The following is a 17840-nucleotide window of genomic DNA, read 5'->3' as shown; positions in this document are numbered from 1 at the left end:
CCCGGCGTTTATCATTTGAATTTTAGTGAATCCAATGGGTATGGAGATTGCGCTGACTCTGCTGACTGCTTTATTGGTTCTGACCACCGTTTTACCTGTCTGGCGGCATCCTCACTGGCTCGTCAGAGGGTGGGACTTTCCGCGTCTGCAACTGGCTGTGTTTGCGGTTGTATTGCTTGTTGTGAATCTTTGCTTTTTTCAGGCATGGGGATTGTTTGTGCTCGCACTGGCTTGCCTGTGCTGGCATCTGTGGTGGATTCTACCGTATACACGTCTCTGGCGTTGTGAAGTCAATTCCGCAAAAGGCGATGATGTGAATCGCAGGCTCAGAGTGATCACTGCCAATGTGCTGACACCGAATCGCCGTGCGGATGCGTTGATCAAACAAGTGCATGAATTTCAGGCCGATGTGCTGGTGACACTGGAATCGGATGAGTGGTGGCAATCTCAATTAGATACGCTGGTCCGTGACATGCCTTACACGTTGAAATGCCCGCTGGACAACCTGTATGGCATGCATGTGTATTCCCGCTTTGCACTGGAAGATACCAGCGTTGAGTTTCTGATTGAAGATGACGTCCCTTCCATGCATGCCTTGCTGGTATTGCCGTGCGGTGAGAGGGTCAGAATGCATTTTCTGCACCCGGCACCACCCAGTCCGACGGAAAATCCTGAATCTGCGGAGCGTGATGCTGAACTGATTCTCGTTGCCCGCAGTGTTGAAGGTTCAACACAACCGCTGATTGTGACCGGAGACCTGAATGATGTTGCCTGGTCTGCAACAACCCGTCTGTTCCGGAAAATCAGCGGTCTGCTCGACCCAAGAGTCGGGCGGGGGATGTTTAATACCTTTCATGCAGACTATCCGTTCATGCGTTGGCCATTGGACCATATTTTTCACAGCCATCATTTCACTTTGCACAAGATTCAGCGTTTGCCCTCTATCGGCTCCGATCACTTTGCTTTGTATACCGAACTTTACCTTGAGCCAATGGCATCCCAGAAACACAACGGATTACAGCCAGAACTCGAAGATGAAACCTGGGCGCAGGAGATCATTCAGGAAAAGCAGGTCAATGTTCATGATGTACCGAAGCCGGGGAAATAGCAGAACGGGGGGAATTGCTGCTGGTAAATCTCTGTTTATTCGGGGTAATCTGACAGCATTGCTTTTGTTCAGGGAAGGAGCCTGTCATGAAGATTGCCATACTGACATTTGAAGGATTCAATGAGCTCGATTCACTCGTGGCATACGCGATTCTGAGCCGGGTTCAAGCGAAAAACTGGCAGGTACAAATCACCAGCCCGACGCCAACCGTGACTTCCATGAACGGATTAACCTTGTCTGCGCATCAGCCTTTGCGTTATGCCAATAACGCCGATGCTGTCATTCTTGGCAGCGGCAGCCTGACACGTCAACTGGTAAGGGATGAGGCCATTCTGTCAGCATTGTCACTGGATCCGACCCGACAATTACTGGCGACACAATGTTCCGGTGTGCTCTGGCTGCCAGCGCTTGGTATTGAGCACCATGCGCCCGTTTGTACAGATTTAACGACACGCCCTTGGGTGGTTGAAGCGGGCATGACAGTGTTGGATCAGCCATTTCTTGCTCAGAATCAGGTCGCAACCGCAGGCGGCTGTATGGCTTCACAGTATCTTGCTGCCTGGCTGATTGCCCAGTTGGCGAGTCCTGAAGAAGCTGAACAAGCCATTCATTATGTGGCACCCGTCGGAGAGAAATCGTCCACTGTGGCACATTGTATGGCCGTGGTCTCCCCCTATCTGGAGGGCGCTCATGTCAATGTATAAGGTGTTTGGTCAGAGCGAGAACAGAGGGGGCAATCTGATGGCCGTCTCCGAAGTGGCTGAGAATCCGGCGGATTCAGGGATGCCTGTGGTGGTGGTGATTTCAGCTTCGCAGACAGCGGACTGGCGGTTTCGCTTTTTTTATCCGGATTCGAAAGAAGCGCCCATCTGTGGTCATGCTTTGCTGGGTGCAGCTTATCATTTGCCATCTTCAGCTTTTCGGGTGGAGACGGGTTCCGGCATCAGCGACGTCCGAAAAGACGGTGATTTAGTGTCTGTGAGCATGTCGTTACCCGTCGAAGTTGCGCCTTCGTTTCGCGAACTGCCTGAAGCGCGATGGTTTGGATTGATGCCTCACCAAATACGCTCTCAGGGTATTTTTAGTGCAGGAAAAGCGAAATGGTGTATCCAACTGGATACGCTGGATGCATTAAACGCCGTTCAGTTTGATATCGAAGCGTTAGCCAGCTGGAATCAGGGGAAAAACTTTAGCGGGTATATTCTGTATGCCATCACTGAACAGAGCCTTTATGCCCGGGCGAGCAACCCATTATTCAATATTCCAGAAGATGCGGCCTGCGCGGTGTGTTGTGCGGCGCTACCCATTGCCTTGACCACACCAAAGGTCGTTTACATGGGCTTTCCGGCCTATGACAATGCAATACACCTGCATGCGGTCGATGGTCAGCTTTGGGTGGGCGGGCGAGTCTTCCCTGCGACTGTTCAGCGAATCTGAATGTTTAAGACGAAACAACGAAAAACGGGATGTGAATGAAACAAGCGATTGTGCATGTGGCTTTGGTCGTCAAAGATTACGACGAAGCGATTGATTTTTATGTGAATAAGCTAAAGTTTGAGTTGATTGAAGACACCTATCAACCCGAGCAGGATAAACGCTGGGTGGTGGTTTCTCCGCCTGGCTCCAATGGTGTGACGCTGCTGCTTGCTCGCGCTTCGAAACCCGAACAGGAAGAGGTGATTGGTCAACAGGCTGGCGGGCGTGTTTTTCTGTTCCTGAGCACGGATGATTTCTGGCGGGATTATCACCGGATGGTGGCTGACGGCATTCATTTCGTTCGTCCGCCAGCAGAACAGGACTATGGCACCGTTGCCGTATTTGAAGATTTGTACGGAAACTTATGGGACTTGCTGCAATTTAGTCCCGATCATCCAATGGCGAACCGGGGTAGGGTTGAATCATGAATCTGAAAGTCCATGACTGCGTGTCATTTATGCTGATCCGTGGCGATCAGATTTTACTGGAAAAGCGCAAGCTGACGAAAACGGTCGATCCGGGGTTGATGGCGATTCCCGGCGGGCATGTAGAGCCCGGCGAAAGTCTGGTCGATGCGTTATTGCGGGAAGTGGAAGAAGAGCTGACCGTCAAACCTTTACTTTATTTTCCGCTGTGCAGCCTGTATCACCCGACCACTGAGTTACAGCGTTTGCATTACTTTGTGGTGACGGACTGGCAAGGTTCGCTTTCCGCCCAGGAAGCCGAAGATCTCATCTGGACCTCGGTGTACGAATCAGAACCCGCCACTGTGGCCGCAGACAATATTGCTCTGGCTGAATACCGGCGGGTGATTTTGCCGATGCTGAATGAAAATAACGCCACCGGTTAATTTGTTTTGCAGGTTTGAACATGAGGGGGGATACGCATCGTGATCAGACGAATGATGCCTGAAGATGCCGGGCAGGTTGAGGCATTAGTGAAAACGGCGTTTATGACTGGCGTCGCACCGGGTTTGTCTCAGGCCGGGGTTCAGACCTTTTTCAGAATTGCTTCCCAAGCAGCCCTGTTGCTGCGTATGCAGGAGGATCATCTGATTCTGGTTCATGAAGAAGCCGGGCAGATTCTTGGCATGGCTGAGCTGAAGCAGGGCGCGCATCTCGCCATGTTGTTTGTTCTGCCTGAATGCCAGGGAAGAGGGATTGCAAAGAACCTGTTGAATGCCTTGCTGCCGCATTGCCGGCAGCCGCAGCTCTCGGTGCGAGCTTCTCTGAATGCGGTGTCCTTTTATGAAGCCGTTGGCTTTGAAAAAAGTGGCAGCCCGGCTGAGCTGGCCGGGCTGCGCTATCAGCCTTTAGTCTGTCATTTGTCTGTCACGACAATGCCTGCAGATCAGCCTGCTTCAACGCTTTGGCAAAAGTAACGATGGGCGAGTCTGATCGTTCATCTTTTCTGAACAGGACGCGCCAGTCGATATAGAGCCCTTGCGCAGTTACCCTTGTCGTAACCAGATCGGGATTCTTCAGATAGGGTTTGATCACCCAGCTTGGCATGATGGTAATGCCCATCCCGGCCTCAACAAAAGCAACCACGGCCTCCGTCACACCCGCACGGATAACTTTCGGCGGCAGCAGATGGTTCGGGCTGAACAATTGCTCATACTCCCGGCCGGGCGCGGGTGTGGTGTGATAAGTAATATAGGTATTCGCTGCAATTTCTTCTGCGGTCAGCCATTCTTTCCCGGCATGCACATGCGCCTTGTGCATCACTGCGACCATTTCATCCCGGAACAATTTCAATGAGCGAAACCCTGTCTGTGTGATTGTGCCTGAGACAATCGACACATCAATGGTGCCATTGCGCAGGGCATTGAAAGGATCGAGCGAGACATCCGGGATAATTTCCACAGAATAGCGCGGATATTGTTGATTGAACTGCCGGATAAATGTCGGCATCCAGTGGTAGCCCCCAAAGGCCTCGTTGCCAATTCGGATCACATGCTCAATGCCAACGGATAACTTATCAATGTCATTTTCGGCGCGTTCCAGCTCACTGAGCACCACGGATGCAGACAGCAGTAATCGCTTCCCGGCACTGGTTGGGATCAGCTTTTTATGCTGCCGGTAAAACAGTTCAGTATTGAGTAGCCGCTCTGCTTCACGAATCCGGTGACTGACCGCAGATTGTGTCAGGCCGATTTGACTGGCGGCTTCAGAGACACTGCCTGCTTTAGCGATCGCTAACACCATTTGCAAGTGCCGAGTGCTGATTTTGGTGGCCATAATGTATGAAAAAAGTTAATGAAAATTGAATATTTTATGAAATGTACAGGCAAAAAAACGTCTCGTAAACTGAATTCTGAAAGGTTAATTACTCTGAAGGAATAAGGATATACGCTATGCGCCATGTGGATAAGGAACAGGCAGAGCCAACACTCAAAGTGGATCTGGCCCAGGAATCCGTTCATTGGGATCAGGACATGAGTTACGGCCAGTATCTTGCCCTGGGCCCGCTGTTATCCTGCCAGCACCCGGTGACAGAGCAGCATGATGAAATGCTGTTTGTCGTGATTCATCAGGTTTCTGAATTGTGGATGAAACTGTGTTTACACGAGGCCTACGGGGCCGTTGAAAACATTCGTCAGGACAAGCTGAGACCCGCATTTAAGATGATGAGCCGCATGGCGAGAATTCAATCTCAAATGCTCAACGCCTGGGAAGTGCTGGCGACGATGACGCCAGCAGATTATGCCAGCTTCCGCGACGAGCTTGGGCAGAGTTCCGGTTTCCAGTCTTATCAGTACAGGGAACTGGAATTTTTACTGGGCAATAAAAATGAAGCCATGATTCAGGCCCACCGGGCGCATCCGAAATATTACGATCATCTCAAACGGGTGCTCCACGCACCAAGTATTTATGATGTGACGTTGTCGCTGTTGAAATCACGTGGGTTTGACGTGCCTGAGTCGCAACTTCACCGCGATTTTTCACTGCCGTATCAGCCTTGCGAAGCGGTTGAAGCCATCTGGGCAAGGATCTATCAGCACAGTCATGAATACTGGGATTTATACGAACTGGCAGAAAAGCTGGTGGATCTGGAGTTCAACTTCCAGAAATGGCGCTTCAGCCACATGAAAACTGTGGAGCGGATCATCGGATACCGCCGGGGCACGGGGGAACATCGGGTGTGAAGTATCTGACCAAAGCGCTGGATTTACAATTTTTCCCCGAACTCTGGTCGGTGCGAACCTCCATTGAAGGGGTAAAGCATGACTAAGATCTGGGATATTTCACAAACCTTGCGTCAGGGCTTACCCGTCTGGCCGGGGGATACAGCTTTCCAGTCTCATTTTCACTGGGAAATGAGTGATGCCTGTCCGGTGAACGTGGGGCAGTTTACGCTGTCCTGTCATGCCGGCACCCATGCTGATGCCCCGGTCCATTATGATGCGCAGGGCAAAGCCATGGCGGCGGTCAGTTTGTCTTATTACATCGGGCCTTGTGTCCTGATTGACGCGACGCATGCGATTGGCTGGGTGAAACCGCAGGACATTATCGATCAGTTACCGGATCAGGCTGAGCGCGTCATTTTCAGAACCTATCAACGATTTCCGCATGATCAGTGGGTGTCTGACTTCACGGCAGTTGCAGCGGAAACGATCGACTTGCTGGCTGAACGCGGGGTTTGCCTGATTGGGATCGACAGTCCTTCACTGGATCCGCAAACCTCAAAAACCATGCAGGCCCATCAGGCCATCAAACGTCATGGGATGGCGATTCTGGAAGGGCTGGTTCTGGATGATGTACCGGTTGGTCATTATGAGCTGATTGCCCCCCCACTCAAATTGGATGCACTGGATGCATCACCCGTTCGGGCATTGCTGCGCAGTGTCGCATAAGTTGCAGGAGTATATGATGATGCAAACACTGGACAGGGCTTATTTTGAATCTCTGGATCGCACGGATCCGCTGGCACATTTTCGTGAAGCTTTTGAACTGCCTCCGGCACACATCTATCTGAACGGTAATTCTTTGGGCGCGTTGCCCAAGGCAGCCAGACAAAAAGCAAGAGATGTTGTTGAAGGGCAATGGGGCAATGGCCTGATCCGAAGCTGGAATACCCATGACTGGATTCATCTGCCGCGCCGGATCGGCGATAAAATTGCCGGTCTGATTGGTGCCGATCCCGGCGAAGTCATTGTGGCGGATTCGACGTCGGTGAATCTGTTCAAGCTGGCTGCCGCCGCAGTAAAACAAAATCCGGGACGCAGTAAAATTCTGTCTGAACCGGGGAACTTTCCGACCGATTTATACATCCTGCAAGGCCTGGAGCACTTTCTGGACGGTCAGGTCCGGCTGGTGACAGCACCCAGAGAGCGGTTGCTGGATGCAATCGATGAAGACACCGCTGTTGTGGTGCTGACCCATATTCACTACAAAACCGGTGCGATGTTCGATATGGCCGAATTGACCGCGAAAGCCCATGCAAAAGGTGCTTTGGTGGTCTGGGATCTGAGCCACAGCACAGGTGCAGTGCCGGTTCATCTTAATCAGGTTCAGGCCGACTTTGCTGTGGGTTGTGGTTACAAATATCTCAATGGTGGGCCCGGCGCTCCCGGATTCCTGTATGTGGCCAAACGGCATCAGGCCACATTGCAGCATCCACTGAGTGGCTGGTTTGGCCATGCGCATCCGTTTGCGATGCGGGACGATTATGAACCGGCAGCCGGGATTGAACGCACCTTGTGTGGCACAACGTCTGTCGTGGGCGCGAGTTTGCTGGAGGTCGGGGTGGATTTGATGGCCTCTGCCAGTATGGATCTGATTCGTGAGAAATCTATGCGGATGGGGCAGCTGTTTATTGCGCTGGTGGAAGAGCGTTGCAGCCAATTCGGGTTTGGCCTCGCTTCTTCAAAGGATCCCGAAGTCCGCGGCAGTCAGGTGTCCCTGACCCATCCACAGGGGTTTGCCATCATGCAGGCATTGATTGCGAGAAATATCATTGGTGATTTCCGGGCACCCGAAATATTGCGATTTGGGTTTACCCCGCTTTATCTTCGCTATGTTGATTTGTGGGATTGCGTCGATGCACTGGCCGATATCATGGAAAATAATCTCTGGGATCAGCCTGCTTATCACCAATTAACGGCAGTGACCTGAATCGTTTCATGGTTGCCTGAAACCTCTCGAAAGCCCCTTGAATCTATCAGCCGGATGCAGTTGCTCCGGCTTTTTTGATGTCCCTTGACTGGACGTTCATTGTTGATGAATACTTGAGTGATCAACAAAAAGGCAAGGGTATCCTCAATGACAGCAATGAATTCACAGGCACAATTGTTTACCACGTTAGCGCAGACGCAGGTCCGACTGACGAAAAATATGGATCGAAAACTGAGCGCGCATGGGATCAGTTTGTCGGAATTTTTGGTTTTGCATCAGTTGAGCGACACCCCCGAGCAAGTGATGAGCCGGGTCGCGCTGGCTGAAGCGATCGGGTTAACCGCCTCCGGCGTCACCCGGTTGCTGAATCCGATGGAGAAAAACCATTTGGTTGAAAAAGAGAAGAACAGCCGGGATGCCAGAGTCAGTCTGGTGAAGCTGACTGAAACAGGTCAGACGATTTATCAGGAAGCACTGGTCAGTTTTAACCATAGTGCTGAAATGGTGGCTCAGGGGCTGACCAGTAGTCAGGTGAATCAGTTGATTGGTCTGTTCGGTAAACTGAAATAATCACCCGCTCAGCAAAATGTACTTTGAGTTGATTCTTCTGGCACGCGAAGTTCTATTGCCTATAGTTGATTAGATGACGAAGGTTTTCTCTCGGAGGCCGGATGAAATTGGGCAAAATGAGATTCGGCTGGCTGGTTTTCAGTATTGCTGCGGCAGGTGTGTTGCTCTATACACAAGTGAAAGCACAACAGCCATCGTTCGACTGTCATGACGTTGATGCCGGGAGTATTGAAGCCATGATTTGTCAGGATCCCGCTCTGGCTGTTTTAGACAATCAGCTGGCTGAGGTTTACAGGCAGGCCGCTGCAAAAGCAACGAATGAACATCCGCCAGTCCTGAAAGCAGAGCAACGCGGATGGATCAAAGGCCGCAATGAATGCTGGAAAGCGGCTGAGCCTCAAGCTTGTGTCACCTCAGAATATCAGCTGCGTATTGCAGCACTGCAAGCGAAATATCGGTTAATCCCGCTTACTGCAACGGTGACTTATCTTTGCGATGATCAGCCGGGCAGTGAAGTGATCGCAACCTTTTTCCCAACGGATCCGCCTACTTTAATCGCGGAACGGGGCGACAGTGTGGCGTTGATGTACCAGCAGGAAAGTGGCAGTGGCGCTCGGTATGCCGGTCGGAATGAAAGTCTGTGGGAACATCAGGGGAGGCGACAATCCGCTGGGGCTATGGCGCTCCCGAACTGAAATGCCGCCGCGCGCTTTGAGACGTTGCGAAACAGTTACCAGAACAGAATCACAATTGCCAGCAACACCAAAGTGGAAGACCATAATATCAGTGCTTTGCGGCTGGCTTTTTTCGCTTTATCGGCCTGCCACCACATTCTCGGGCTGACCCCCTGAAGTAAAAACGTGGTGATCCCCGCCAGATTGATACAAATGATGTTGGTTGCAAACAACAGCAACGCGCCAAATGCGACATGATAATGGCCAGCACCCAGGAGTAACCCGAACACAGAGAGTGGTGGCAGTAAGGCCACTGCAACCATGACACCAATGACTGTGGACGAAGCACCGGTTGTAAACGCCAGGACGCCGGCACATCCTGAAGCCAGTGCCAGCAGAATATCGGTAAACTGGGGTTGGGTTCGGGTCAGAATTTCATGGCTTTGTGCGGGAACATCCAGTAATGCCCCCATCAGTGCGGTCAGGGTGACAACCGTGAGTATGCCAGTGCCCAGCGTGCGGGTTGCATCTTTACTCAGTTCCAGATCGCCGAGACAGGTGGCCAGGGCGAGCGCTACGGATGGCCCGAGAAACGGGGCGATGACCATTGCTCCGATGATGACGGCGACGTTATCCGTCAGTAAGCCAATGGCAACCACAATGGTTGACAGGACAGTCATGGCGATAAAAACCGTAGACAACCGGGTGCTGTAAACAATGTCTTCGTACAGTTCTTCACGGCTGATCCGCATTGCCGCGGCTTTTGGTGGATTCGTGCTGTCCAGCGGGATATCCGATTTGACTTCAGCCGTGTCTGTACGGGGAATGGACGCTTCAATCGGAAACAGAATCAGCCGGAATCCCTCGACCGAGGAAAACTGGCGTTCAAACTGATCCATCACGGTTTCGCTGTGCACGGATTCGGTCAGGGCGCACATCACCAGCGTGCTGTCAGAAATTTATTCCTGCCAGTACAGCGTGTTTGAATCTTCATCCAGTAATTCTTTCGCTTTGTCCTGACAGTTCGGGGGCAAGATGATTTTGATGACTCGTTGCGACATAAATATCCCTTTATAACGCGATATACACCATAAAAGCGCCAAACAGCGTCGCAATGATCCCTGCGGCGCGTCCTTGTGCATCGTTCAGTTCAACGGCCCAACTGATGAGTTTTTTAAAATTCGCTCTGCCCAGAATGAGCAGAAATATCGCGGCGATGATGGCAAACCAGCCCACGGCAGCCACAACCAGCGGGATGGCCGTTGAATCGGCAAACTCAATCAACAGATAGCCCACAAGTAAACGGAATGCCACTGCAACACCATGAAGCCAGAGCTTTTTTTTGTGCCGGGACAGAAAGTCCAGAATCAATCTCGGTTCTGCCGCGATGATCAGACCCACGAAGGCAATGAACACACCCAGTAAACCGATCATCAGGCGCATAACACCCCCCGGATGCAGGGTGTGTCAGGCGCCTGTTTCTGATTTTGCAGGCGCATATATTTACAGCCTTGAAGGGTGGCTGTCGGGATCCCCTTCTTCATGGGGCTTGTCATCATGGGAGACACCGTGCTCCTCTGGTGGTTCCAGATCCCAGGAACCCTCTTCTGTCCAGGGGTCATCTTCGGGTAATTCTTCAATATAGATTTCTTTATCTTCATAGTCAGGCTGGTATCTGAGATCGAAATGCGCCGCTCGGATAATCGAAACGCACAGCAGCACCGCCACGATCAGCAGCGGTACACCGCCGATCACACTAGCGGTCTGCAGGGTATCCAACCCACCCAGAAACATCAGGGTGATTGGCATGAAGGACAGAGCGAATGCCCAGAACAGCCGGTTCCAGCGTGCAGGTTCTTCGTCAATTTCCTTCTGAACAACGGCAGCAAGAATGTAGGAAATTGAGTCGAAGGTGGTGGCGGTGAAAATCACCGCGAGGATGGTGAAGGCCAGAATCACCAGCTTACTCAGCGCTAACGTGTTGAGCATGGCAAAGATGGCCGCTGTTGCCCCATCCTGATTCAGGATGGAAATGACATCTAACTGTTCCGAAAGCTGCAGGTAAATTCCGTAGTTACCCATAATCATGAAAAACAGGAAACACCCCAGAGTACCGAAGAAAATTGAGCCCACAACCATGGCTTTGATGGTACGGCCTCGGGAAATCCGGGCAATAAACAGGCCGACGCTGGGTGCAAACACCAGCCACCAGGCCCAGTAAAAAATAGTCCAGTCTTGCGGGAAGTGGGTATCCGGGAATTGCCGGAACTGAGCAAATGGCTCGGTCCAGGTTGCCATTTCAAACAGGTTATTTATCATTCGGCCCAGCGAATCTAACCCGGTGTTCAACATGAAAAGTGTCGGGCCCGTGACAAAAATGAAGACCAGAATTCCGACGGCGAGCCACATGTTGATATTCGAGAGCAACTTGATCCCTTTTTTCAGCCCGGCATAAGCACTGTAGCCAAAGATGGCGGTACAGACGATCAGCACCACGATGCGGGTATACAGATTATTCGGGACACCAAAGAGCTCATGCACGCCCTGATTAATTAACGGGGCAGCCAAGCCCAGCGTAGTGGCGCCGCCGCCCAGCATCCCGAAAATAAAGAAGACATCCACAACTTTACCAAGCCAGCCACGAGCGCGTTCATCCCCCAGAACCGGCATCAGTGCTTCACTGATTTTCAGGACACTGTGGTTGCGGACATAGTAGAAATAAGCGATTGGCAGGGCAGGGATCAGGTAGATTGACCAGGCCAGCGGTCCCCAGTGAAAAATGCCGTAAGTGACAGCCCACTTCGCCGCTTCATGAGTGCCACCGGGAATGTCAAAAGGGGGGTCTGGTAATAGTAAGCCCATTCGATCATCGACCAGTACAGAATCGATGCCCCAATCCCGGAGCAGAACAGCATGGCTGCCCAGGAGAAAGTAGAAAATTCCGGGTCTTCTTCCGGTGTTCCCAGCTTGATCTGACCGATATCACTGAAAGTCACATAGATCATGAAAATAAATGCCCCGAGACCGAGGATCAGATAAAGCACACCCAATTGATCGGTAACAAAATCTTTGGCGGATTTGACCCAGGCAGCACCGGCTTCCGGGAAAAAAATCAGAGGGAGCGTGACTGCCAGCAACAGGAAGAGGGAACCAAAAAAAGTGGGTTTATCAATGATGTCATTGAACTTCGTAGACGACATCTCAACCTCCGGACGTTTTGGGTTCGCATGATGCTGAATGATTTCATTGTCACAGCCAGACTTCTGACAAATGATGAGACACCGAGCGGACGAAATCAGGTTTCAGTTCAGTGCTGATTATAGTCGAGCTGTCAAACGCAGATGCTTCAAAGGCGAGGAAAATGAGGGAAAGAAGGCCTGCAGTATGAGACCTGCGGGCCGGGTTACTTATTGGCGGTGTGCCAGGTTCTGAATCAGTTCAGGGACAAAAAATCGTATTGCTCAGGCATGTCAGAAAAAACGGTCACTTGACTTGTTTTTTCAGGGGCGTGATGAACGGATAACATTCGGATATCACGTCGGGCCCATCTTGACTCAGAACAGTTCATTTCGGCTGATTGTGATATCAGAGATATAGCCATGTTTGGCTTGCTGCAGGGCATTTCTGAGCATGGTCGCGGTTTCGTCCGGGGTCATCCACTCCCGGGTATCCATGGTTTCACCGCTGGTGGCCCAAAATTCAGTTGCCATCCCACCGGGATAGACGCCAACGAGTTTCATGGGTTTGCCTTTGAGTTCAAGACGAACCGATTCAACTAAACCTCTGACGCCCCATTTCACAGCACAATAGGTCGATTCACCAGCTTTGGCCGACTGCGCGGCTGTCGACATCACCACAGCACAGGTCAGCGGCGTGTTCCGGTAACGCTTCACGACTTCATGCAGAAAATAACTGGCGGAGAGCAGATTGTTCTGAACCAATTGCGTGATTGCATCCGGTTCCTGTTTTTCTATTGGGCCAAAATAACCACTGCCCGTGCAGAAAATAATGGATTTTGGCGCGTGGGGCAGATGGTCAAACAGCTGAGTGACCGCTTGGGGATCGGCCAGATCTGCGGTCAGGGTGCAGATGTTGGCTGGCTGACATTGTTGTGCTACTGCATGAAGCCGTTCTTCGTGACGTCCGGTCAGGGTCAGCGCAATCTTATCGCGGGCATATTGTTTTGCCAGTGCAGCGCCCAAACCACTGCTGGCTCCGGTGATGAGAATCATAGCTTACCTTTTTGTTTCTTCTGTGTTTACAGGCAAGTATAGCGAGATTCCCTCTGTGTGGCTTTGATATATCAGGACTTAGTGACGATGAAATGGGCGTACAGGACTTCTACTCAATTTGATCATCAGTTTTGATAAACTCCGGCATTGATTTGGCGCAGCGTTTAATGGACTCGGTGAGTCGATATAAGGAGGGATGGTGCCGTGTGTTTGTTGGATAAGAAAATCCATACGGGTAAAAAATGGCAGGTTCAAAGCGGCGAGTCATGACTTCATGATTCGCCCAGACTCTGGCGGCAAAGGGTTCAATGATTCCAACAGCTAAACCCGCTGCCACCATAGAGTAGCCAGTGTGGGAGGTATCAATAAATAAATGCCGGGTGAGTTCTGATGAGACATCATTCACGGCACATGTCAGTTGATTCCAATAATTCGGATTGGTGTCTAAAACTGTCAGCACCGATTCACCAGCGAGATCGTTGGCCGTCACAACGCTTTTTTTGAGTAACGGGTGACCTTTCTTGGCTGCAAAGACATATCGTGCATTCCCGATAAACTCTTGCTCGATACCATTCAACTGAGGGAGTTGAAGACCCACAGCAAGATCAACCGCATTAGACTGCAACTTCATGATGATTTCAGCCATGCCATCGGTATGGATGATGAACTTTTCATCCGGGTAGTATTTTCTGTGCTCTTTCAGGGCGAGTGGCAGGAGTGTGCTGGCAATGGCTGAAGTACTGGCGATTTTAAGTTCTCTGGGTGCACGACTTCGGATTGCTTCAGCAACGGATGTCAATTTTTCCAACCCCAAAAAGCTCTCTTCGACAGAACGGAAAAATTCACCGGCTTCGTGCGTTGGGTGCAAACGTCCTTTTTTTCGATCAAATAAGCGAAATCCCAGTGAGTCTTCTAAATCACTGATCAGTCGGCTGACTGCAGGCTGAGTGACATGCATTTCTACTGCTGCTGCGGCTGTTGTTCCACGTAACATGATGTTGCGGAATGCTTCAATCTGTCGAAATTTCATTCAAGGCCCATAACATTTACACATTGAATATGCATGAATATAAGTTGTTGGTATCGAATTTAATTTACAAGATGGTTACAAGTCAACAGCATTGGTTTGTCTGGCAGGCGTGTCTGCTTGGCTTAGCGAGTCATGACAACCAATCAAGCCCTGAACACGGTAAATTGTTCAGAACAAGGATGTGCAAATGACCGAAATTTCGGAAACTCCAATTCTCTCCGTATGCAACCTTTCCGTTCAATTTGGGAGGACGCGGGTGATTGATGATTTGAGTTTTGATGTTGTGCCAGGCAGGACGCTTGCAATTGTTGGTGAATCCGGGTCAGGGAAATCGGTGACATCACAGTCAATCATGCGATTGGCGGATATAGGCGGCGCAAGTTACCCGTCCGGCCGCATTCAGTATCAGACTTCTCAATCGGCTTCGATTGATTTGCTGACATTAACACAGCCACAAATGCGCCTGATTCGCGGGAAAGAAATTGCAATGATTTTCCAAGAACCAATGATGTCGCTGAATCCGGTTTTTACCATTGGAGAACAATTGTGTGAAGCGTTACTGCTGCATGAGCGTATTTCGAAATCTGAGGCATTCGAAGAAGCAAAGCGGTTGCTTCATTTGGTTCGATTACCCGACGCTGCAGAGATGATGAAGCGGTATCCTCATCAGCTTTCAGGAGGAATGAGGCAGCGAGTCATGATTGCCATGGCGCTGGCATGCAGGCCAAAAATTTTAATTGCAGATGAACCGACAACAGCGTTGGATGTCACGATTCAGGCGCAAATTCTCGCAATCATAGCCGAATTGCAAAAAGAGCTGGATATGGCTGTCATTTTTATTACCCATGATATGGGAGTCGTTGCCGAAATCGCGGATGACGTCGTTGTGATGTGGCAAGGGAAAAAGGTTGAGCAAGGCACGGTCCAGCAGATATTTCATGCGCCTCAGCATCCGTATACACAGGCTTTATTATCAGCGGTTCCTCGTTTAGGGAGTATGCAAGGACGACAGCATCCGTGTCGTTTTCCTGTAACAGTCCTGGAAAACGATCAGTTGAAAGTCGTCGGTCAGGAAAAAGAGCAGGATACTGCCAACTATCAGGTTGATCCTTTATTGCGAGTGCTGCACCTGGTGACGCGGTTTTCTGTGAAAAAGAACTTTTGGGGAAAGGATACACACAGGGTTCATGCTGTTGAAGATGTGAGTTTTGAAATTTATCCGGGTGAGACTTTGGCATTGGTGGGTGAATCTGGCTCAGGTAAGTCAACCATCGGGCGGACAATTCAGCAGTTACAGGAGGCCACCAGTGGTGACATTTATTATGAAGGTCAACCCATTGGCGCGTTATCGAAGCGTGAGCGGCATCGGCTTAAGCAAGAAATTCAGTATATTTTCCAAGATCCATTTGCTTCCCTTGATCCCAGAAAAACGGTTGGTTTTTCGGTCGCGGAGCCCATTCGGACACATCGCTTATTGACCGATGAAGCCCAGATTCAGCAGCTGGTTGGTGAGTTGTTGGAACGGGTGGGATTGAATGCAGCACATGCGAATCGATATCCTCATGAATTTTCCGGTGGGCAACGGCAACGTATTTGTATTGCCAGAGCGCTCGCATCCAAGCCCAAATTAATTATTGCAGACGAAGCACTTTCAGCGCTGGATGTCTCAATACAAGCGCAGATACTGAATTTATTTATGGCACTGCAGGAGGAGTTTGGCATTGCCTATTTGTTCATCAGTCATGATATGGCTGTGGTGGAAAAGGTCAGTCATCGAATTGCTGTGCTCTATTTAGGACAAATTGTTGAAATCGGTCCACGATCTCAGGTTCTTGAATCACCTTGTCATCCCTATACAAAACGGCTGCTCAGTGCTGTACCTGTTGCCGATCCAAATCATCAGCGGGTCAACATCCCGATGACAGGAGATATTCCCAGTCCTGTCCGGCTCGTGGGTCATGAGCCGGCGCGATTGGTTTATACCGAGTTAGCACCAGGACATTATGTTGCCCAACCCCCGGTAAATGGGGCACAACAATCATACTTTGATGGAGAACGTATTGATGAAAACACCCATTCAGAAACACTGGCTTAAAGCAGTTACTCTGACAGCAGGTCTCACGTATTCTGCACTGAGTATGGCTGCAGGAACACTGACAGTTTCATCACCACAGGATCCGGGGAGTTGGGATCCGATTGATACCTTTTTAGTGAACTGGGCATCTGTTGCGACGAATATTTTTGACGGTTTAACATATCGGGGGCCCGATCTGAAATTGCAGCCGGGCTTAGCGACCTCTTGGAAGCAACTCGATGACGGAAAAAGAATTCGTTTCACCCTCCGCGAGCATGTCACGTTTCATAACGGGGAAGCGTTTAATGCAGAGTCGGTTAAATTTACGTTTGATCGCTTGCTCGGGGATGAAGGTAAAAAAGGGCCACAGCGTTCGAATTACACTGCGATTGAACGTGTTCAGGTTGTTGATGATTATACGGTTGATTTCTACTTGAAAGCGCCGGATCCGGTATTGCTGACTAAACTTGCCGGTTATGGGGCCATGATTGTGCCTCCGAAATATATTCAAGAGAAAGGTGAGGCGTATTTTAATACGAATCCTGTTGGCACTGGCCCGTTTCAGTTTAAAGCTTATCAACCTAAAGTTTCGATTGAATTGCAAGCTTATCCAAAGTTCTGGGGCGGCGCACCGAAGCTTTCGGAAGTGAAATATCGCTTCATTTCTGAACCTTCGACAGCCGTTGCGGAATTACAGGCCGGGCGAGTCGACTTGGTCATTCCGCCAACGATCCCGATTGCGATGATTCCAACAATTCAATCAGCTCCTCATCTCTCTGTGGTGACCACACCAAGTCCGACAGTTTATGCGCTGCGTTTTAATTCGCAAAGTGGTATCACCAAGGATGAGCGGGTTAGAAAAGCGATGATCTATGGTGTTGATCGACAGGCAATTATTGACTCGATATTAGCGGGACAAGCAGAACCGATTGCGAGCTTTCAGAGCAAGATTTCGTTTGGCCATGATCCGGAGATGAAACCTTTACCGTACGATCCAGCAAAGGCGATGCAGTTATTGAAAGCGGCTGGAGTAAAACCGGGGACATCCGTCCAGATTGATATCCGGGGTAACGATGCAACGTTTAATGAAGTCACGCAGGCTGTTGCCAGTTATTTACAGATCATTGGCCTGAATGCAGTAATTAAGCCTTATGAAACGAATGTGCTGTTAAACGACATTATCCCGGCAGGGAAAACCGGAGCCTTGTTCCAGCAGTCCTGGGGCGGATGGACGCTTGATTATGATAATACGGCTTACTTCATGTATCACACGGGCGAAAAGTGGAATCCGTATGATAGCGATGCAGCGTTAGACCGTTTACTGGAATCACAGCGTTCAATGATTGACAGGCAAAAACGTGAATCCATATTGAAAAATATCGCGAGCTATACCGCTGAGCGCGCTTTAGAAATGCCACTTTACAGTCTGAATGCCATTTTCGGGGTGTCGGATCGTGTGAAGCATTTTGAACCGGTGCCGGACAGCCGTTTGCGTTTTACTGAAGTCACTGTGGATTCGTTGTAAATTGCCACGCTGCGCAGCATAGGAGTCGTGTTGC

At 50.3% G+C, this 17840-nt stretch carries 18 protein-coding genes and 1 pseudogene; 13 read left to right on the top strand and 6 right to left on the bottom strand.

Features of this window, described 5'->3' with window-relative positions:
* The first annotated feature begins 34 nt into the window (after positions 1 to 34).
* The 6 genes from KDD30_RS07885 to KDD30_RS07860 all read left to right on the top strand — a co-directional run bounded on the left by KDD30_RS07885 (position 35) and on the right by KDD30_RS07860 (position 3965).
* Entirely contained in the window at positions 35 to 1108 is a 1074-nt protein-coding gene (locus tag KDD30_RS07885; RefSeq protein WP_211649336.1) for an endonuclease/exonuclease/phosphatase family protein, read from the top strand.
* A gap of 86 nt (positions 1109 to 1194) precedes the next feature.
* The gene (locus tag KDD30_RS07880) at positions 1195 to 1812 is read left to right on the top strand and encodes a DJ-1/PfpI family protein (RefSeq protein WP_211649327.1); all 618 of its coding nucleotides are present in this window, start codon (positions 1195 to 1197) and stop codon (positions 1810 to 1812) included.
* Positions 1799 to 2545: a PhzF family phenazine biosynthesis protein gene (locus KDD30_RS07875; RefSeq protein WP_211649319.1), complete on the top strand. Its 747-nt coding sequence runs from the start codon at positions 1799 to 1801 to the stop codon at positions 2543 to 2545. The genes KDD30_RS07880 and KDD30_RS07875 overlap by 14 nt, the downstream gene beginning before the upstream one ends.
* 35 nt (positions 2546 to 2580) lie before the next feature.
* Positions 2581 to 3012 carry a VOC family protein gene (locus tag KDD30_RS07870; RefSeq protein ID WP_211649317.1) on the top strand — a complete coding sequence of 144 codons (432 nt, stop codon included), beginning with the start codon at positions 2581 to 2583 and terminating at the stop codon, positions 3010 to 3012.
* Positions 3013 to 3014: 2 nt separating this feature from the next.
* Positions 3015 to 3434, top strand: a complete 420-nt coding sequence (locus tag KDD30_RS07865) for an NUDIX hydrolase (RefSeq protein WP_211649722.1) — start codon at positions 3015 to 3017, stop codon at positions 3432 to 3434.
* Between the two features lie 39 nt (positions 3435 to 3473).
* Positions 3474 to 3965 carry a GNAT family N-acetyltransferase gene (locus KDD30_RS07860; RefSeq protein ID WP_211649315.1) on the top strand — a complete coding sequence of 164 codons (492 nt, stop codon included), beginning with the start codon at positions 3474 to 3476 and terminating at the stop codon, positions 3963 to 3965.
* On the opposite strand, the gene KDD30_RS07855 is transcribed toward KDD30_RS07860, so the two are convergent.
* The gene (locus KDD30_RS07855; RefSeq protein WP_211649313.1) at positions 3916 to 4791 is read right to left on the bottom strand and encodes a LysR family transcriptional regulator; all 876 of its coding nucleotides are present in this window, start codon (positions 4789 to 4791) and stop codon (positions 3916 to 3918) included. The genes KDD30_RS07860 and KDD30_RS07855 overlap by 50 nt on opposite strands.
* 149 nt (positions 4792 to 4940) lie before the next feature.
* On the opposite strand from KDD30_RS07855, the gene KDD30_RS07850 reads away from it, so the two are divergent.
* From KDD30_RS07850 to KDD30_RS07830, 5 genes are all read left to right on the top strand, one after another.
* Positions 4941 to 5732, top strand: coding sequence for a tryptophan 2,3-dioxygenase (locus KDD30_RS07850; RefSeq protein WP_211649311.1), 792 nt, complete (start codon positions 4941 to 4943; stop codon positions 5730 to 5732).
* 78 nt (positions 5733 to 5810) lie between these two features.
* Entirely contained in the window at positions 5811 to 6440 is a 630-nt protein-coding gene (gene kynB, locus KDD30_RS07845) for an arylformamidase (RefSeq protein ID WP_211649309.1), read from the top strand.
* A 13-nt stretch (positions 6441 to 6453) separates the two neighbouring features.
* A complete protein-coding gene (kynU, locus tag KDD30_RS07840; protein WP_211649299.1) occupies positions 6454 to 7701 on the top strand; it encodes a kynureninase in 1248 nt (415 codons plus the stop codon).
* Between the two features lie 147 nt (positions 7702 to 7848).
* A complete protein-coding gene (locus KDD30_RS07835) occupies positions 7849 to 8271 on the top strand; it encodes a MarR family winged helix-turn-helix transcriptional regulator (protein ID WP_211649297.1) in 423 nt (140 codons plus the stop codon).
* A 101-nt stretch (positions 8272 to 8372) separates the two neighbouring features.
* Positions 8373 to 8966: an MliC family protein gene (locus tag KDD30_RS07830; protein WP_211649288.1), complete on the top strand. Its 594-nt coding sequence runs from the start codon at positions 8373 to 8375 to the stop codon at positions 8964 to 8966.
* 35 nt (positions 8967 to 9001) lie between these two features.
* Here KDD30_RS07830 and KDD30_RS07825 read toward each other — a convergent pair whose 3' ends face one another.
* The 5 genes and pseudogenes from KDD30_RS07825 to KDD30_RS07805 form a co-directional block, all read right to left on the bottom strand.
* A complete protein-coding gene (locus tag KDD30_RS07825) occupies positions 9002 to 9883 on the bottom strand; it encodes a TIGR00341 family protein (RefSeq protein WP_211649280.1) in 882 nt (293 codons plus the stop codon).
* Between the two features lie 133 nt (positions 9884 to 10016).
* The gene (locus tag KDD30_RS07820; protein ID WP_211649278.1) at positions 10017 to 10388 is read right to left on the bottom strand and encodes a hypothetical protein; all 372 of its coding nucleotides are present in this window, start codon (positions 10386 to 10388) and stop codon (positions 10017 to 10019) included.
* A gap of 156 nt (positions 10389 to 10544) precedes the next feature.
* A pseudogene (locus KDD30_RS07815) lies at positions 10545 to 12145 on the bottom strand (BCCT family transporter); the annotation flags it as partial.
* A 354-nt stretch (positions 12146 to 12499) separates the two neighbouring features.
* Positions 12500 to 13177, bottom strand: a complete 678-nt coding sequence (locus KDD30_RS07810) for an SDR family NAD(P)-dependent oxidoreductase (RefSeq protein WP_211649276.1) — start codon at positions 13175 to 13177, stop codon at positions 12500 to 12502.
* A gap of 109 nt (positions 13178 to 13286) precedes the next feature.
* Positions 13287 to 14207 (bottom strand): LysR family transcriptional regulator, encoded by a 921-nt coding sequence (locus KDD30_RS07805; RefSeq protein ID WP_211649259.1) that lies wholly within the window; start codon positions 14205 to 14207, stop codon positions 13287 to 13289.
* Between the two features lie 187 nt (positions 14208 to 14394).
* Between KDD30_RS07805 and KDD30_RS07800 the strand changes: the two genes are divergently transcribed.
* Positions 14395 to 16302 (top strand): ABC transporter ATP-binding protein, encoded by a 1908-nt coding sequence (locus KDD30_RS07800; RefSeq protein ID WP_211649253.1) that lies wholly within the window; start codon positions 14395 to 14397, stop codon positions 16300 to 16302.
* On the top strand, positions 16271 to 17806 hold the full coding sequence (locus KDD30_RS07795) for an ABC transporter substrate-binding protein (RefSeq protein WP_211649251.1): 1536 nt from the start codon (positions 16271 to 16273) through the stop codon (positions 17804 to 17806). The genes KDD30_RS07800 and KDD30_RS07795 overlap by 32 nt, the downstream gene beginning before the upstream one ends.
* Positions 17807 to 17840 lie beyond the last annotated feature (34 nt).

It is taken from the genome of Photobacterium sp. GJ3, assembly GCF_018199995.1.
GTDB lineage: Bacteria > Pseudomonadota > Gammaproteobacteria > Enterobacterales > Vibrionaceae > Photobacterium.
The sequence above is the reverse complement of the archived record's forward strand: the minus strand, read 5'-3'. Positions and strand labels throughout refer to the sequence as shown.

Bases quoted from the DNA above. Each gene is read 5' to 3' on its own strand.
- KDD30_RS07885 (WP_211649336.1), top strand. From the start codon at position 35: ATGGGTATGGAGATTGCGCTGACTCTGCTGACTGCTTTATTGGTTCTG.
- KDD30_RS07880 (WP_211649327.1), top strand. From the start codon at position 1,195: ATGAAGATTGCCATACTGACATTTGAAGGATTCAATGAGCTCGATTCA.
- KDD30_RS07875 (WP_211649319.1), top strand. From the start codon at position 1,799: ATGTCAATGTATAAGGTGTTTGGTCAGAGCGAGAACAGAGGGGGCAAT.
- KDD30_RS07870 (WP_211649317.1), top strand. From the start codon at position 2,581: ATGAAACAAGCGATTGTGCATGTGGCTTTGGTCGTCAAAGATTACGAC.
- KDD30_RS07855 (WP_211649313.1), bottom strand. From the start codon at position 4,791: ATGGTGTTAGCGATCGCTAAAGCAGGCAGTGTCTCTGAAGCCGCCAGT.
- KDD30_RS07850 (WP_211649311.1), top strand. From the start codon at position 4,941: ATGCGCCATGTGGATAAGGAACAGGCAGAGCCAACACTCAAAGTGGAT.
- kynB (WP_211649309.1), top strand. From the start codon at position 5,811: ATGACTAAGATCTGGGATATTTCACAAACCTTGCGTCAGGGCTTACCC.
- kynU (WP_211649299.1), top strand. From the start codon at position 6,454: ATGATGATGCAAACACTGGACAGGGCTTATTTTGAATCTCTGGATCGC.
- KDD30_RS07835 (WP_211649297.1), top strand. From the start codon at position 7,849: ATGACAGCAATGAATTCACAGGCACAATTGTTTACCACGTTAGCGCAG.
- KDD30_RS07830 (WP_211649288.1), top strand. From the start codon at position 8,373: ATGAAATTGGGCAAAATGAGATTCGGCTGGCTGGTTTTCAGTATTGCT.
- KDD30_RS07825 (WP_211649280.1), bottom strand. From the start codon at position 9,883: ATGTGCGCCCTGACCGAATCCGTGCACAGCGAAACCGTGATGGATCAG.
- KDD30_RS07820 (WP_211649278.1), bottom strand. From the start codon at position 10,388: ATGCGCCTGATGATCGGTTTACTGGGTGTGTTCATTGCCTTCGTGGGT.
- KDD30_RS07810 (WP_211649276.1), bottom strand. From the start codon at position 13,177: ATGATTCTCATCACCGGAGCCAGCAGTGGTTTGGGCGCTGCACTGGCA.
- KDD30_RS07805 (WP_211649259.1), bottom strand. From the start codon at position 14,207: ATGAAATTTCGACAGATTGAAGCATTCCGCAACATCATGTTACGTGGA.
- KDD30_RS07800 (WP_211649253.1), top strand. From the start codon at position 14,395: ATGACCGAAATTTCGGAAACTCCAATTCTCTCCGTATGCAACCTTTCC.
- KDD30_RS07795 (WP_211649251.1), top strand. From the start codon at position 16,271: ATGAAAACACCCATTCAGAAACACTGGCTTAAAGCAGTTACTCTGACA.